Annotated in this window: 13 protein-coding genes, 1 rRNA gene, 1 pseudogene and 1 other annotated feature; of the genes and pseudogenes, 4 read left to right on the forward strand and 11 right to left on the reverse strand. The window is 48.6% G+C overall.

All coding sequences use genetic code 11. The features are described from left to right. From IEV89_RS10450 to rluD, 4 genes are all read right to left on the reverse strand, one after another. A 16S ribosomal RNA gene (locus tag IEV89_RS10450) occupies positions 1 to 265 on the reverse strand; the annotation flags it as partial. A 460-nt stretch (positions 266 to 725) separates the two neighbouring features. After that, entirely contained in the window at positions 726 to 3,299 is a 2,574-nt protein-coding gene (gene clpB / locus IEV89_RS10455) for an ATP-dependent chaperone ClpB (RefSeq protein ID WP_188473306.1), read from the reverse strand. A 121-nt stretch (positions 3,300 to 3,420) separates the two neighbouring features. Further along, a complete protein-coding gene (yfiH, locus tag IEV89_RS10460; protein WP_188473308.1) occupies positions 3,421 to 4,167 on the reverse strand; it encodes a purine nucleoside phosphorylase YfiH in 747 nt (248 codons plus the stop codon). Then, positions 4,167 to 5,144, reverse strand: a complete 978-nt coding sequence (gene rluD / locus IEV89_RS10465) for a 23S rRNA pseudouridine(1911/1915/1917) synthase RluD (RefSeq protein WP_188473310.1) — start codon at positions 5,142 to 5,144, stop codon at positions 4,167 to 4,169. Before rluD ends, yfiH begins: the two co-directional genes overlap by 1 nt. Positions 5,145 to 5,274: 130 nt before the next feature. On the opposite strand from rluD, the gene bamD reads away from it, so the two are divergent. From bamD to pheA, 3 genes are all read left to right on the forward strand, one after another. Continuing rightward, the gene (gene bamD / locus IEV89_RS10470; protein ID WP_188473312.1) at positions 5,275 to 6,009 is read left to right on the forward strand and encodes an outer membrane protein assembly factor BamD; all 735 of its coding nucleotides are present in this window, start codon (positions 5,275 to 5,277) and stop codon (positions 6,007 to 6,009) included. A 319-nt stretch (positions 6,010 to 6,328) separates the two neighbouring features. Next, positions 6,329 to 6,673: a ribosome-associated translation inhibitor RaiA gene (raiA, locus tag IEV89_RS10475; RefSeq protein WP_188473314.1), complete on the forward strand. Its 345-nt coding sequence runs from the start codon at positions 6,329 to 6,331 to the stop codon at positions 6,671 to 6,673. Positions 6,674 to 6,803: 130 nt separating this feature from the next. Further along, positions 6,804 to 6,928: a sequence feature (Phe leader region), on the forward strand. Positions 6,929 to 6,981: 53 nt separating this feature from the next. Then, the gene (gene pheA / locus IEV89_RS10480; RefSeq protein ID WP_188473316.1) at positions 6,982 to 8,139 is read left to right on the forward strand and encodes a bifunctional chorismate mutase/prephenate dehydratase; all 1,158 of its coding nucleotides are present in this window, start codon (positions 6,982 to 6,984) and stop codon (positions 8,137 to 8,139) included. A gap of 58 nt (positions 8,140 to 8,197) precedes the next feature. Here the strand turns inward: pheA and tyrA are convergent, their stop codons facing one another. Both tyrA and IEV89_RS10490 read right to left on the reverse strand, forming a co-directional pair. Next, complete coding sequence (gene tyrA / locus IEV89_RS10485) at positions 8,198 to 9,319, reverse strand: bifunctional chorismate mutase/prephenate dehydrogenase (protein ID WP_188473323.1); 1,122 nt, start codon at positions 9,317 to 9,319, stop codon at positions 8,198 to 8,200. 7 nt (positions 9,320 to 9,326) lie between these two features. Beyond that, positions 9,327 to 10,403, reverse strand: coding sequence for a 3-deoxy-7-phosphoheptulonate synthase (locus tag IEV89_RS10490; RefSeq protein ID WP_188473325.1), 1,077 nt, complete (start codon positions 10,401 to 10,403; stop codon positions 9,327 to 9,329). Positions 10,404 to 10,708: 305 nt separating this feature from the next. Between IEV89_RS10490 and IEV89_RS10495 the strand changes: the two are divergent. Then, positions 10,709 to 11,181, forward strand: a pseudogene (locus tag IEV89_RS10495) (GNAT family N-acetyltransferase). Between the two features lie 128 nt (positions 11,182 to 11,309). Here the strand turns inward: IEV89_RS10495 and rplS are convergent. From rplS to ffh, 5 genes are all read right to left on the reverse strand, one after another. Continuing rightward, positions 11,310 to 11,666: a 50S ribosomal protein L19 gene (gene rplS, locus IEV89_RS10500; RefSeq protein ID WP_188473327.1), complete on the reverse strand. Its 357-nt coding sequence runs from the start codon at positions 11,664 to 11,666 to the stop codon at positions 11,310 to 11,312. A 78-nt stretch (positions 11,667 to 11,744) separates the two neighbouring features. After that, on the reverse strand, positions 11,745 to 12,488 hold the full coding sequence (gene trmD, locus IEV89_RS10505; protein WP_188473330.1) for a tRNA (guanosine(37)-N1)-methyltransferase TrmD: 744 nt from the start codon (positions 12,486 to 12,488) through the stop codon (positions 11,745 to 11,747). An 81-nt stretch (positions 12,489 to 12,569) separates the two neighbouring features. Next, the gene (rimM, locus tag IEV89_RS10510; RefSeq protein ID WP_188473332.1) at positions 12,570 to 13,118 is read right to left on the reverse strand and encodes a ribosome maturation factor RimM; all 549 of its coding nucleotides are present in this window, start codon (positions 13,116 to 13,118) and stop codon (positions 12,570 to 12,572) included. A gap of 18 nt (positions 13,119 to 13,136) precedes the next feature. Beyond that, positions 13,137 to 13,385, reverse strand: coding sequence for a 30S ribosomal protein S16 (gene rpsP, locus IEV89_RS10515; RefSeq protein WP_104924471.1), 249 nt, complete (start codon positions 13,383 to 13,385; stop codon positions 13,137 to 13,139). Positions 13,386 to 13,574: 189 nt separating this feature from the next. Next, the gene (gene ffh, locus IEV89_RS10520) at positions 13,575 to 14,936 is read right to left on the reverse strand and encodes a signal recognition particle protein (protein ID WP_188473334.1); all 1,362 of its coding nucleotides are present in this window, start codon (positions 14,934 to 14,936) and stop codon (positions 13,575 to 13,577) included. Positions 14,937 to 14,962: the final 26 nt, after the last annotated feature.

Raw genomic sequence — 14,962 nt, forward strand, 5'->3', positions numbered from 1 at the left:
CATTACCTCACCTACTAGCTAATCCCATCTGGGCACATCCGATGGCGTGAGGCCCGAAGGTCCCCCACTTTGCTCTTGCGAGGTCATGCGGTATTAGCTACCGTTTCCAGTAGTTATCCCCCTCCACCAGGCAGTTTCCCAGACATTACTCACCCGTCCGCCGCTCGTCACCCAGAGAGCAAGCTCTCCTGTGCTACCGCTCGACTTGCATGTGTTAGGCCTGCCGCCAGCGTTCAATCTGAGCCATGATCAAACTCTTCAATTAAAGTTCGATTTGCTTCAACTCGTGAAGCGATGCTCAAAAACTGACTTTTGCAAAACTAAAAGTTCGTAATAATTCAACTAAATGAATTACTGCTTGGTCACTCTTTAAGACTTGATATTTTTTGCCACCGAAGTGGCTGATATCGTCTTGTGGTTCGCAAGGAATCTTATGCGGCGCGGGAGGCGTATATTACGTTTTCCCGCTGAAGAGTCAAGAGATTATTCATTCGAACTTTCATCTTTTCCTCTTCCTGTCCGAGCGACTTGTCAGTCGTTGTTCCCGGTCAGTGGAGGCGCATTATAGGGAGTTCTCAGAAGGCCGCAACCCTTAATTTCAAATAAATTACTGACCGTTCGCATTTCGAACAAATACGTGTTTTTCGATTAATATATGAACAAAAAAAGGGTTCAGATTAACTCTGAACCCTTTTTATCGGTTTTATGGCGGCCTAAATAGAGAATTACTGGCGCGCCACTATATGGTCATTTTCGACATCTATAGTAATTGGCACTCCAGGAATGAGTTTCCCTGAGAGTATCTGCTGCGCCAACGGGTTCTCAATTTCCTGCTGAATTGCTCGTTTCAATGGTCGTGCCCCATATACTGGGTCGAAACCACTGTTACCAAGCAGCTCAAGTGCAGCATCGGTTAAAGTCGCCGTATAGCCGCGCTCCTCAAGACGTTTATATAACCGCCCAAGCTGGATTTGCGCAATACTCTTGATGAGTGCATGACCCAGTGGATGGAACACCACCACCTCGTCAATACGGTTGATGAACTCAGGACGGAAGTTATGAGTCACCACTTCCATCACTGATTCTTTCATCTGCGCATAAGTTGCCACACCAAAATTCTGCTGGATCAGGTCTGAACCTAAGTTCGACGTCATGATCACCACAGTATTACGGAAATCGACTGTCCTGCCCTGCCCATCTGTCAGGCGCCCATCATCCAATACCTGCAACAGAATATTGAAGACATCTGGATGCGCCTTTTCCACTTCATCCAATAAAATGACAGAATAAGGACGGCGGCGAACGGCCTCGGTCAGGTAGCCACCTTCTTCATAACCGACATAGCCCGGAGGTGCACCGACCAACCGAGAGACTGAGTGCTTCTCCATGAATTCTGACATGTCGATACGCACCATAGCGTCATCGCTATTGAACAGGAAAGTCGCCAGCGCTTTACAAAGTTCCGTTTTACCCACACCCGTTGGCCCCAGGAACAGGAATGAACCAATTGGTCGGTTTGGATCAGACAAACCCGCCCGGCTACGACGTATCGCATTAGACACAGCTTCGACCGCTTCATCCTGCCCAATCACTCGCTGATGCAAAGCATCTTCCATACGCAACAGTTTTTCACGCTCGCCTTCCAACATCCTGGCGACCGGAATCCCAGTCCAACGAGCCAATACATCGGCAATTTCCACATCTGTTACGCGGTTACGCAACATTTTCACCGTTTTGCCTTCAGCCTGAGTGGCGGTAGCCAGCTGTTTTTCCAGTTCAGGAATTTTACCGTACTGTAATTCAGACATGCGGCCAAGATCGCCCACACGACGCGCCTGTTCAAGCGTAATCTTCGCCTGCTCCAGGTCAGATTTAATATTCTGAGTACCGGTCAGGGAAGCTTTCTCTGCTTTCCACTCCTCATCAAGCTCCGAGAACGCGCGTTCCTTTTGCTTAAGTTCGGTGTTAAGCATTTCCAGACGTTTAACACTGGCGTCATCAGACTCTTTCTTGAGTGCCTGTTGTTCCAGCTTTAGCTGGATGATGCGACGTTCCAGCCGATCCAACGCTTCCGGCTTAGAATCCATCTGCATACGAATACTCGATGCTGCTTCATCTATAAGGTCAATCGCCTTATCCGGCAACTGACGGTCAGAGATGTAACGATGTGACAATGTCGCTGCCGCCACGATCGCCGGGTCGGTGATCTGCACATGATGATGCAATTCATAACGTTCTTTCAGACCGCGCAAGATCGCGATGGTGTCTTCGACAGATGGCTCGGCAATAAACACTTTTTGGAAGCGACGTTCAAGCGCCGCATCCTTCTCTATATACTGACGGTATTCACTTAACGTCGTGGCACCGACACAGTGAAGTTCACCGCGAGCGAGCGCCGGCTTAAGCATGTTACCTGCATCCATTGCTCCATCAGCTTTACCCGCACCAACCATGGTATGTAATTCATCAATAAAGAGGATGACATTACCTTCCTGCTTTGACAGGTCACTAAGCAAGCCTTTCAGGCGTTCTTCGAACTCACCACGGTACTTGGCACCGGCCACCAGCGCGCCCATATCTAAAGAAAGAACGCGTTTGTTTTTCAGGCCTTCAGGGACCTCACCATTAACAATACGCTGAGCCAACCCTTCGGCGATGGCCGTTTTACCTACACCAGGCTCACCGATCAACACTGGATTATTTTTGGTACGACGCTGTAATACCTGAATGGTACGACGAATTTCTTCGTCACGACCGATCACCGGGTCAAGCTTTCCTTGTTCCGCACGTTCGGTCAGATCGATAGTGTATTTTTTCAAAGCCTGGCGTTGGTCTTCGGCTCCTTGATCATCCACTTTGTCGCCACCTCTCATTTGATCAATTGCCGCACTGATTTTCTCCACGGTTGCACCGCTTGCTTTAAGCAGATCGGTCAACGTGCCGCGGTCTTTAAGTACCGCGAGAATAAACAGTTCGGACGAAATAAACGTGTCAGCGCGTTGCTGCGCCAATTTGTCACAATGATTTAAAATACGGATCAATTCGCTGGATGGTTGAACATCACCACCAGTACCTTCAACTTGCGGCAATCGCCCCAAAGCCTGTTCTATGCCCGTGCGCAGTTTCGGGGTATCAATCCCGGCTGCAGTAAGTAACGGACTCACGGTTCCACCTTCCTGAGTGAGTAAAGCGCTCATCAGGTGAACAGGTTCGATAAATTGGTTGTCGCGCCCAAGTGCGAGTGATTGGGCGTCGGCGAGAGCAAGCTGGAATTTGCTAGTAAGACGATCCAGACGCATAACACCTCCTTTGCTGAACAAAATTGCTACTGGAGAATAGATGAGGTCAACCCTGCCATTTTCAAGGTTATCTCGTCAGTATATTATGCATACAACGCCATGCGTCGGCGGATCATCTTGATTAGGAAGGTGATACGAACCAAATTAAACTTGCCATCCGCCCGGTCTTGGCATCACGTCTGTAAGAATAAAATGTTGTGCTGTCAGTGACGGTGCAATATTCCCCACCATAGATGTGTGTTACCCCGCACGCCATCAGCCGCAGCCGTGCCAGATGATAAATATCTGCCAGAAATTTATTCCCCGCGGGTTGAAAAGCCTCGCTGGCCGCTGAATCTGCTGACATAAACGCTTCACGCACCTCACCACCCACTTCGAACTTTTGCGCGCCAATTGCTGGCCCCAGCCATGCAACGATATCGGAAGACTCTGCAGAGAATTCAGCCACGGTTTTTTCGAGCATACCCGCGCAAAGCCCCCGCCATCCTGCATGCGCAGCGGCGACTTCATCACCTGTACAACTGGAGAAAAGGACGGGCAGGCAATCGGCAGTCATGACAGCGCAGACCACACCGGGCTGGTTGGTGTAAACAGCATCAGCGATGAGGGTTGGCAAATAAGGGGTGGATTTGGTTAGTCGTACCACGTCAGTCCCATGCACTTGCTCAAGCCAGTGAGGTGCTGCAGGAAGGCCAGCTAAATCAATAAGAGAAAGGCGGTTAGCATTAACGGCGTAAGGGTCGTCACCAACGTGTAAACCTAAATTAAGCGCGTCATAGGGCGGCAAACTGACACCGCCCTGACGGGTTGTTACGCATGACCGCACCGTTGCAGGCTGCGGCCACTGTGGCAAGATGAGCGGTCTCATCACCAATTCATCTGGTCCTTAAACTCTTCGGTATCGGCTTTTAGAGCATTAATCATATCAACCATATCCTGTGGGAGCGGAGCATGCCATTCCATCTCAATACCGGTTACCGGATGATAAAGACGCAGCATAGTGGCATGCAAAGCCTGACGGTCAAAACTGCGCAGCGTGGCAATGAACGCTTCTGAAGCCCCTTTTGGCAAACGGGGACGTCCACCATAAAGCTGGTCACCTAACAGAGGATGGCTAATGTGGGCCATATGCACACGGATTTGGTGCGTACGCCCCGTTTCCAGACGCAAACGCAAACGCGTATGAGCGCGAAAGTGCTCCATAATGCGGTAGTGCGTAGTAGCAGGTTTACCCATTGGGTGAACGGCCATATGCGTGCGCTTGGTCGCATGGCGGGCAATAGGTTGATCAACCGTACCACCAGCAGTCATGGTACCCATCGCTACCGCTTCATATTCGCGTGTAATTTCGCGCGCCTGTAAAGCTTCGACCAGATGAGTTTGCGCTGGAACGGTTTTAGCCACCACCATCAAACCCGTGGTGTCTTTATCCAGTCGGTGAACAATGCCACACCGAGGTACGTCCATGATTTCTGGGTAATAATGCAATAATGCATTGAGCACTGTGCCATCTGGATTGCCTGCGCCAGGATGAACAACCAGACCGCGGGGTTTATTGATGACTAAAATATCGTTATCTTCGTACACAATGTTTAATGCGATATCCTGTGGCAGCCAACGCGCATCTTCTTCAATTTGCGCATCGATTGCGATAGCTTCGCCACCCAACACTTTTTCTTTTGGTTTGGTCACTTTCTTGCCATTAACTTGTACTCTGTCATCCAGGATCCAATCTTTTATGCGAGATCGTGAATAATCAGGGAACAATTCGGCTAAAGCTTGATCTAACCGTTGACCGAGTTGAGATTCGGCCACCGTTGCGGTGAGTTGTACTTGTTGTGCCATATGCAGCTTCTTGGTTAACGTTGGGTTTTCACGGCGATGCCGTTTAAAATAATGTGCTATTGTAGCTGGTCTTTGTCGGGAGCTTAACGGACAGTCTCCCAGAATAACACCTGAGGATAATCAAAACGTCATGACGCGTGTGAAATATCTGGTGGCGGCAGCCACGTTGAGCCTGGCGCTGGTCGGTTGCTCTGGTTCCAAAGAAACGGTTCCTGATAACCCACCAAACGTACTTTATGCTACTGCCCAGCAAAAGCTGCAGGACGGTAACTTTAAGGGCGCAATTGCTCAATTAGAAGCGTTGGATAACCGCTATCCATTTGGACCTTACTCACAGCAAGTGCAGTTAGATCTAATCTACGCTTACTACAAGTCTGCTGACTTGCCTTTGGCTCAGGCCTCAATTGATCGCTTTATGCGCCTAAACCCCACCCATCCGAATATCGATTACGTCATGTATATGCGTGGTCTGACGGATATGGCGCTGGACGACAGTGCGTTGCAGGGCTTCTTCGGTATTGATCGCTCAGACCGTGATCCTCAACATGCACGTGCCGCCTTCCGTGACTTCAGCCAGCTCATTCATAGCTATCCGAACAGTCAGTATGCTACCGATGCCAATAAGCGTCTGGTATTCCTGAAAGATCGTCTGGCCAAATATGAGCTATCGGTCGTGCAATACTACACTAAACGTGGCGCATACGTCGCCGTCGTTAATCGTGTAGAGCAAATGCTGAAGGATTACCCGGATACCAAAGCAACGCGTGATGCGCTGCCAATGATGGAAAATGCCTATCGCCAACTGCAGTTGAATAACGAAGCGGACAAAGTGGCGAAAATTATCGCGACCAACAACGCGTCATAATTCAGCGAAAAGGCCAATAATGTTGTGGTCTGGAAAAAACGGTAGCTCAGGCTGCCGTTTTTTATTGGATTTTGACAAGTAACTTGATGATTTTTAAAGCAGAGGGGATTCACGAGGGAGTAATATTATCGCATAGATCTTATCGATAATGCTTTATTCTGCTTTAAGTCACAAGCCCTATCCGGCCGTTAATCACCCTAAGTCACAGTTTTGTTTCACTTGACAAAAAGTGACAAAAAAACGTGATTTCTATCACGCATTTTGTCTCAAAGGCAGGTATGCTGAATCCATCCTAGACGGAAAGAGAGAGGTAAATTACATGACAGTGAACATTACCAGCAAACAAATGGACATCACCCCAGCAATTCGGGACCACGTTGAAGACCGTCTAAAAAAACTGGAAAAATGGCAAACTCAGTTAATTAACCCGCATATTGTTCTTTCGAAAGAACCTCAGGGATTCGTTGCCGACGCGACCATTACCACGGCTAATGGGCCACTGGTTGCTAGTGCCACGCACGATGATATGTATGCTGCCGTCAATGAGTTGATTGCGAAACTCGAACGTCAGTTGAATAAGGCGCAACACAAAGGCGAAGCACGCCGCGCAGAATCTTGCGTTAAAGAGATAAATCTTGAACCTGAGCAAGAAGAAGAGAAGTAATTTTCGACGTTTAATCGCAAAGAATAACGCGCTCCCGGGAGCGCGTTATTTATGTCCGCAGGAAATTGTATTGACACAGAGAAAAGCCAGCGGTTACTTTAGAGTAGAGTTATTCAGAGAAAACGCTACGCATGAACACAAAACTGTTTTTCTTCGCATCCTTTTTTACCTTCCCCTGAATGGGAGGCGTTTCGTCGTGTAAGAATCAATGCGAAGACGAACAATAAAGCCTCCTGAAAAGGGGGCTTTTTTTTATGCTCATAGTTTGACAAATTCGATAGAACAAAGCACATAAAAAGGATGAGATAATGACCGAGAATCCATTGCTGGCGTTACGTGAACGCATCAGCGCACTGGACCTAAAATTACTGGCGTTGTTAGGTGAAAGACGCAGCCTTGCAGTAGAAGTCGGCATGTCAAAATTGCATTCTCATCGACCGATCCGTGACAAGGAGCGCGAAAAAGAGCTAATGAGTGCCCTAATTCTGGAAGGAAAAAAACAGGGACTGGATGGCCACTACATTACCCGCGTTTTTCAACTCATTATTGAAGACTCGGTTCTGACCCAGCAGGCGTTATTACAACAACATCTAAATCAAACCACGCCAAACTCCGCACGCATCGCTTTCCTGGGCCCCAAAGGCTCCTACTCGCATCTTGCAGCCAGGCAGTACGCTGCGCGCCATTTCGAACAATTTATCGAATGCGGTTGCCAGAAATTCCAAGATATTTTCACTCAGGTCGAAACCGGCCAAGCAGACTATGCCGTACTACCGATTGAAAATACCAGTTCTGGCTCCATTAACGACGTCTACGATCTACTGCAGCACACCAGCCTATCGATTGTCGGCGAACTGACCAACCCAATCGATCACTGCGTGCTGGTTGCGGCAGACACTGACCTATCTAAAATTGAAACGGTTTACAGCCATCCACAACCTTTCCAGCAGTGCAGTCAGTTCATAAACCGTTTCCCACACTGGAAGATTGAATATTGCGAAAGTACCGCCGCAGCAATGGAAAAAGTTGCAGCATCAAAATCACCACATGCTGCAGCACTTGGCAGCGAAGCAGGCGGTGCGCTATATGGCCTTCAAGTGCTGGAATACAATTTGGCGAATCAGCAGCAGAACATCACCCGCTTTATTGTGCTGGCGCGTAAAGCTATCGAAGTGACTGAACAGGTACCCGCAAAGACCACCTTTATCATGGCGACAGGGCAACAGGCAGGTGCCCTGGTTGAAGCATTGCTGGTGCTGCGCGAACAGAGCATTATTATGACTAAACTTGAATCCCGTCCGATTAACGGTAACCCGTGGGAAGAGATGTTTTATATTGATGTGCTGGCTAATCTGCGTTCGGAGCCAATGGAGGCAGCGTTACGCGGCCTCAGCGCCATAACCCGCTCATTGAAAGTACTGGGCTGCTATCCCGGAGAGAACATTGTTGCTGTCAATCCACGCTGAATAACAAGAAAGGCCATACCGGTTTAAACGGATGGCCTTTCTTATATACAGAGCTTAATTAACGCCGGTTATCGTTCGCCTGTCGCAGCAACGACCCACTCTCTTTCAAAAAACGCGGCGCGTAATCACCGAACCAACTCTCAACCTGTTTGAACTTGCTTATAAATGCCTGCTTATCACCGTTCTCAAGCAACGCCAGTGCATCACCAAAACGCTGATAATAGCGTTTGATCAATGCCAGGTTACTTTCCGAAGACATAATGATGTCAGCATAAAGCTGGGGATCTTGGGCAAACAGTCGTCCAACCATGGCCAGTTCAAGGCGATAAATAGGGGAAGACAAAGCCAGCAGTTGCTCAATTTGTACATTCTCTTCGCACAAATGAAGACCATAAGCGAAAGTCGCGAAATGGCGCAGTGCCTGAATGAATGCCATGCTCTGATCATGTTCAACCGCACTGATTTTATGCAACCTTGCGCCCCAGACTTGTAACTGCTCAAGCAACCACTGATATGCCTGCGGTTCGCGACCGTCACAATAGACCACGACCTGTTTGGCAAGGCTACCCACATCGGGTCCAAACATAGGGTGCAGGCCCAGCACGGGCCCTTCGTGTACTGCAAGCATCGCTTGAAGCGGACGATTCTTCACTGACGCAAGATCAACAAGAATACAATCATCAGGCAGTTTGGGTAACTGGCTAATCACCTCTTCGGTCAAATGAATCGGCACGCTAACGATAACCATGCCAGCATCCGAAAGCAGCGCTTCTGCCTGCGACCAATCTTCTTGCTCCAGCACGTTGACCTGATAACCCGACAGCTCAAGCATACGGGTGAATAAACGCCCCATCTGACCCCGTCCACCGACAATAACGATGGATCGTAATTCCGGGCGTAGAGTTTTGAAGCCCTTATCATTTTCACTGGAATAAGACTCGCGCATCACGCGGCGCAAAACATCTTCAATCAAATCGGGAGGAACACCTAACTGCTGTGCTTCCTGTCGGCGAGAAGCCAACATGGCGGCTTCTCGTTCAGGCACATAAATAGGCAGACCGTAGCGGCTTTTAACTTCACCCACTTCCGCCACCAGATTTAGGCGACGGGATAGAAGATCCAACAAAGCTTTATCAACTTCATCAATCTGATCGCGCAATGCGTTAAGTTCAGCCACCATATAAAACCTATTCTCCTGCGATTCGTGCCGCCAGCGACTCGCCCAATTCCTGGTGCATAGTGCGCAGCAATGTTTCTGTGCTTTCCCAGTTAATACAGGCATCAGTGACAGAGACACCATACTTCATCTCTGAACGGGGTTGTTCAGAAGACTGGTTACCTTCGTGCAGATTACTTTCCAGCATCAAACCGGTGATTGAACGGTTACCCGCCTTGATTTGATCGATAACTGACTGTGCCACTAGGGTCTGACGGCGGTAGTCTTTGTTCGAGTTACCATGGCTGCAATCTATCATCAAGGAAGGGCGGAGTCCCGCATCCTGCATCTGTTTTTCACAGGACTGAACATCTTCACTGCTGTAGTTTGGCGTTTTTCCGCCGCGCAGAATAACATGTCCGTCGGGATTACCCTGAGTTTGCAGCAAACAAACCTGACCGGCTTGATTGATGCCCACGAAACGGTGCGGCATTTCAGCTGCACGCATAGCATTAATGGCGGTGCCGAGACTACCGTCCGTCCCATTTTTGAAACCCACCGGCATTGAAAGGCCAGACGCCATTTCCCGGTGAGTCTGGGATTCAGTAGTACGTGCCCCGATAGCTGACCAGCTGAACAGATCGCCTAGGTATTGCGGACTGTTCGGATCTAAGGCTTCAGTCGCCAGTGGCAGTCCCATACCAACCAATTGCAACAGCAGATTACGTGCAATGTGCAAGCCCCCTTCCACATCGAAAGTACCGTCCATATGTGGATCGTTAATTAAACCTTTCCAGCCCACAGTCGTCCGCGGTTTTTCAAAATAGACGCGCATAACAATGTACAGACGGTCACTTAGTTCGTCAGATAAGGTTTTCAAATGGCGCGCATAATCCAGCGCCGCATCCAAATCATGAATTGAACAAGGACCGCAAACCACCAACAGACGAGGATCTCGACCATGTACGATATCCGCGATGGTCTTACGTGCCTGGGCAATATTATTTTCGTCATTGCTCCCCAATGGGAAACGAACTTTCAGTTCTTCAGGCGTTATGAGGATCTGTTCTGCGCTGATATGTACGTTATTAAGTGCATCTTTTTGCATGGTGGCCATCCGCTGTCAGTAAAATGGGTGCTGCTTATTAGCATGCAGAGAAGATAGCATAAAGTGTAAATTCCACAAAGCTTATATGTAAACTTTTAATTACCATTGCCAACAATAGCCCTTAAATCGTAAATTTTTATTTACAGTTAATTGTACTAACCTTGTTATCTCTATCACTCGACTTTAATCTTTTGAACTAGCCACGAAATTACCCCGCGCATTAGATTCAAAGCGGATAGTGCACCAGGATAAAGATCATGGTAATTAGCCGTATATAAATCAGGCAAAGAGATAAGGAGAGAATGATGGTTGTCCGGTGTGCGCTACCACATGAAGCGGAAAAACTATGGGAAATTAGAAACAGCGCGATACGACATGGCTACAAAACATCCTATGACGAAAAGACCATCATGGCATGGACGCAAGATGAAATGCCTGAGAGCTTTCGTAAAACGATCTCCGATAATCCATTTTTCGTGATTGATGACGCTAAGGGTGGAAAACCGTCGCGACGGGTTTTCTCGATCTCGAAAATCAGAGTGTCGAAGCTATCTTCACCCTTCCTGAATTTACAGGCCAGGGAATGGCGAAGGCCATTCTTGAAGCTATAAAAGCCGAAGCTAAAAGACGGGGGATGAAAACACTGGTTTTATCTTCAACGCCTAACGCTTTTGAATTCTATAAAAAGAATGGTTTCACTTTGATCAGAGAAAGTTTTCACTATTCCCGGCGGGCAAACATCGAGCTGCGTTGTATGGACATGAGCTGCGATCTCTAACCATCCTCTCGCACCTGGTATATGTGGGTGTGTAAGTCATTGGAACCAGCAAACACTAAATCAGCGCAATAAAAAAGGGCCTGGCTTTCGCCAGACCCCTGTTAACTAAGAGCTTTTTAAATGTCGCGTTAGCGAGTCTTAGTTAGACGCTCTTTAATACGAGCAGACTTACCAGTACGCTCACGCAGGTAGTACAGTTTAGCTTTACGAACGGCACCACGACGTTTAACAGCAATGCTGTCGATTACTGGGGAGTGAGTCTGGAATACACGCTCAACACCTTCGCCGTTAGAAATTTTGCGAACAGTGAATGCAGAGTGCAGACCGCGGTTACGAATAGCGATAACCACGCCCTCGAATGCCTGCAGACGTTTTTTAGAACCTTCAACGACCCATACCTTAACTTCCACGGAATCACCCGGACGGAATGCAGGTACGTCTTGCTTCATCTGCTCTTGTTCGATCTGTTTAATGATATTGCTCATAATATGTCTCTTACCCTAGGTAAACTGATATATCGGGAGGGCATGGCAGATTGCTCATACGATCCCTTAATAGTTTTGTTAAATGAGCCGATGTTCCTTTCGGAACTCTCTCAGTAACACCTCTTGCTCGTCAGTCAGAGCTAGGTTTTCCAGAAGTTCAGGTCTTCTAAGCCAGGTTCGACCCAGCGACTGTTTCAGGCGCCAGCGACGTATATCAGCGTGGTTTCCCGACAGTAACACCGACGGTACTTCCATGCCTTCCAACACTTCAGGACGGGTATAGTGTGGACAATCGAGCAACCCATCAACAAAAGAATCTTCTTCTGCTGAAGCCTGACTACCCAGAACGCCCGGTATAAAACGGGAGACTGAATCAATCAGCGTCATTGCCGGTAACTCTCCACCACTGAGAACGTAATCGCCAATCGACCATTCTTCGTCAATCTCGGTTTTGATTACGCGCTCATCAATCCCTTCATAACGACCACACACCAGAATAATTTTCTGATAGGCCGCCAGTTCACAAACACCGGTTTGATCCAGCTTGCGTCCCTGAGGTGAAAGATAAATCACTTTAACACCTTCGCCTGCCGCCGCTTTAGCTGCATGAATGGCTTCCCGTAAAGGTTGCACCATCATCAGCATTCCGGGACCGCCGCCATAAGGCCGCTCATCCACGGTACGATGTCGATCGTATGCGAAGTCGCGCGGACTCCAGCAATTTACGCTCAACAGGCCATTCTTTACTGCCCGGCCAGTTACCCCGTAATCGGTGATCGCGCGAAACATCTCAGGAAACAGGCTAATTATACCGATCCACATAGCCTACTCCAGTCAGACAATATTCCACCCAACCTGCTTTAGCGACTTCAGTATTAACTACGTCAGTAAACGCTACGGAGGTCAAAAACCAGGATCCCAATCTACTTCGACAATGCGAGTAGTGAGATCGACTTTCTTGATAACCTGCCCATCGAGGAACGGGATCAACCGCTCCTTGATTCCGAAGGCATCCTTCAGGTTGGCTTTAACAACAATCACATCGTTAGAACCGGTTTCCATCATATCGATGATTTTGCCCAGCTCATAACCTGTCGTTGTGACTACCTGGCAGCCAAAAAGGTCTTTCCAGTAATAGTCGCCGTCTTCCAGTGATGGAAGTTGCTTTGAATCAACCACAATTTCGCAATTGGTAAGAAGATTCGCTGCGTCCCGATCGTCATAGCCTTTGACTTTGATGATCAGGTCCTGAGTGTGGCGTTTCCAGCCTTCCAGCTCGACAACCTGCCACTTACCGGCTTGTTGGATAAACCAAGGCTGGTATTCGAAGATGCTTTCGGCGTCTTCGGTGGATGAAAACACTCTGAGCCAACCACGAATGCCGTATGTTGACCCCATTTTGCCAAGTACTATCGGCTCAGCGGGCGTCACTGGATTGAGTTGCTTGCTCATTGTTACCACCGCGACAGATTAAGCCGCTTTCTTAGCGTCTTTGATCAGCGAAGAAACGCGATCAGAAACGGTTGCACCCAGATCGACCCAATGGGTAATACGATCCAGGTCCAGACGCAGTGCTTCAGCCTGGCCAGATGCCAATGGGTTGAAGAAACCTACACGCTCGATGAAACGACCATCACGAGCATTGCGGCTGTCAGTCACTACTACTTGATAAAACGGACGCTTTTTTGCGCCGCCACGTGCTAAACGAATTGTTACCATAACATCCTCTTTAGTTAATAAAACAACCAGACCCCATCGGGGAACGGGGTCTGGTTGCTATATAAAAAGCCCGAAAATTTTACTCATTTTGGCGCAAAAAGCAATCGAAAGCGTAGATTGCCTCCGCTGCTATTTACCTGAGTGATCTCTGAACAGTTTATGTGGCTGATAAATAGCCAGTATTGTCGATCAGCGGCCTGGGAAACCTGGTGGCATCATACCTTTCATGCCACGCATCATTTTTGCCATGCCGCCTTTCTTCATTTTTTTCATCATGCGCTGCATATCGTCGAACTGTTTGAGTAAACGGTTGACGTCCTGCACCTGCATGCCGGAACCCATCGCGATGCGACGTTTGCGGGAACCTTTGATAATCTCTGGCTTAGCCCGCTCTTTAAAGGTCATCGAATTGATGATCGCCTCCATGCGGACCAGCACTTTATCGTCCATTTGTGACTTGACGTTATCCGGCAACTGACCCACGCCAGGCAGCTTGCTCATCATATTGGCCATGCCACCCATGTTGCGCATTTGCTTGAGCTGATCAAGGAAGTCGGTTAGATCGAAGCCATCGCCTTTTTTAAGTTTGTTCGCCAGCTTCTCAGCCTGAGCGCGGTCAACTTTACTCTCAATATCTTCGATAAGTGTAAGAACATCACCCATCCCCAGAATTCGGGAGGCGACACGATCTGGATGGAACGGCTCAAGCGCATCTGTTTTTTCACCCATGCCGAGGAATTTAATCGGCTTTCCGGTGATATGACGAATAGACAGCGCTGCACCGCCACGGGCATCACCATCGACTTTCGTCAGGATAACACCGGTTAATGGCAGCGCCTCGTTGAAGGCTTTCGCCGTATTAGCCGCATCCTGACCCGTCATTGCGTCTACAACAAACAGCGTTTCAACTGGCTTTATTGCCGCGTGAACCTGCTTGATTTCGTCCATCATCGCTTCGTCGATATGCAAACGACCGGCAGTATCAACAATCAGCACATCATAGAACTTGAGTTTGGCTTGTTGCAGTGCGTGATTAACAATATCAACAGGTTTCTCTTGGGCGTCGGAAGCGAAGAAATCTACGCCAACCTGCTCGGCAAGTGTCTCCAGCTGTTTAATCGCCGCAGGGCGATAGACGTCGGCAGAAACAACCAAAACCTTCTTCTTTTTCTTCTCTTTAAGAAATTTTGCCAGTTTTGCAACGCTGGTTGTCTTACCGGCACCTTGCAGACCCGCCATCAGCACAACAGCCGGTGGCTGGGCGGCAAGATTAAGCTCTGAATTCGCCTCGCCCATGGCTGTTTCCAGCTCTTTCTGGACTATTTTTACGAATTCCTGACCAGGGGTCAGGCTTTTGTTGACCTCATGGCCAACGGCACTCTCTTTAACCCGGTTGATAAAGTCCCGGACCACTGGCAGCGCAACGTCAGCTTCCAGCAATGCCATACGAACTTCACGTAATGTTTCTTTAATGTTCTCTTCGGTCAGCCGCCCACGGCCGCTGATATTGCGCAATGTGCGCGACAATCGATCGCTTAAATTCTCAAACATCGTCTCTTGCTCAACGTAATGACAGG

Origin of the sequence: Hafnia psychrotolerans, assembly GCF_014639435.1 — a bacterium.
In the GTDB taxonomy this organism is placed as follows: Bacteria; Pseudomonadota; Gammaproteobacteria; order Enterobacterales; family Enterobacteriaceae; genus Ewingella; species Ewingella psychrotolerans.

Excerpts from the sequence above, each read along its gene's own strand:
- rimM (WP_188473332.1), bottom strand. The coding sequence starts at position 13,118 with ATGAGCAAGCAACTCAATCCAGTGACGCCCGCTGAGCCGATAGTACTT.
- tyrA (WP_188473323.1), bottom strand. The coding sequence starts at position 9,319 with ATGGTGGCTGAACTTAACGCATTGCGCGATCAGATTGATGAAGTTGAT.
- trmD (WP_188473330.1), bottom strand. The coding sequence starts at position 12,488 with ATGTGGATCGGTATAATTAGCCTGTTTCCTGAGATGTTTCGCGCGATC.
- raiA (WP_188473314.1), top strand. The coding sequence starts at position 6,329 with ATGACAGTGAACATTACCAGCAAACAAATGGACATCACCCCAGCAATT.
- rpsP (WP_104924471.1), bottom strand. The coding sequence starts at position 13,385 with ATGGTAACAATTCGTTTAGCACGTGGCGGCGCAAAAAAGCGTCCGTTT.
- bamD (WP_188473312.1), top strand. The coding sequence starts at position 5,275 with ATGACGCGTGTGAAATATCTGGTGGCGGCAGCCACGTTGAGCCTGGCG.
- ffh (WP_188473334.1), bottom strand. The coding sequence starts at position 14,936 with ATGTTTGAGAATTTAAGCGATCGATTGTCGCGCACATTGCGCAATATC.
- clpB (WP_188473306.1), bottom strand. The coding sequence starts at position 3,299 with ATGCGTCTGGATCGTCTTACTAGCAAATTCCAGCTTGCTCTCGCCGAC.
- rluD (WP_188473310.1), bottom strand. The coding sequence starts at position 5,144 with ATGGCACAACAAGTACAACTCACCGCAACGGTGGCCGAATCTCAACTC.
- yfiH (WP_188473308.1), bottom strand. The coding sequence starts at position 4,167 with ATGAGACCGCTCATCTTGCCACAGTGGCCGCAGCCTGCAACGGTGCGG.
- pheA (WP_188473316.1), top strand. The coding sequence starts at position 6,982 with ATGACCGAGAATCCATTGCTGGCGTTACGTGAACGCATCAGCGCACTG.
- rplS (WP_188473327.1), bottom strand. The coding sequence starts at position 11,666 with ATGAGCAATATCATTAAACAGATCGAACAAGAGCAGATGAAGCAAGAC.
- IEV89_RS10490 (WP_188473325.1), bottom strand. The coding sequence starts at position 10,403 with ATGCAAAAAGATGCACTTAATAACGTACATATCAGCGCAGAACAGATC.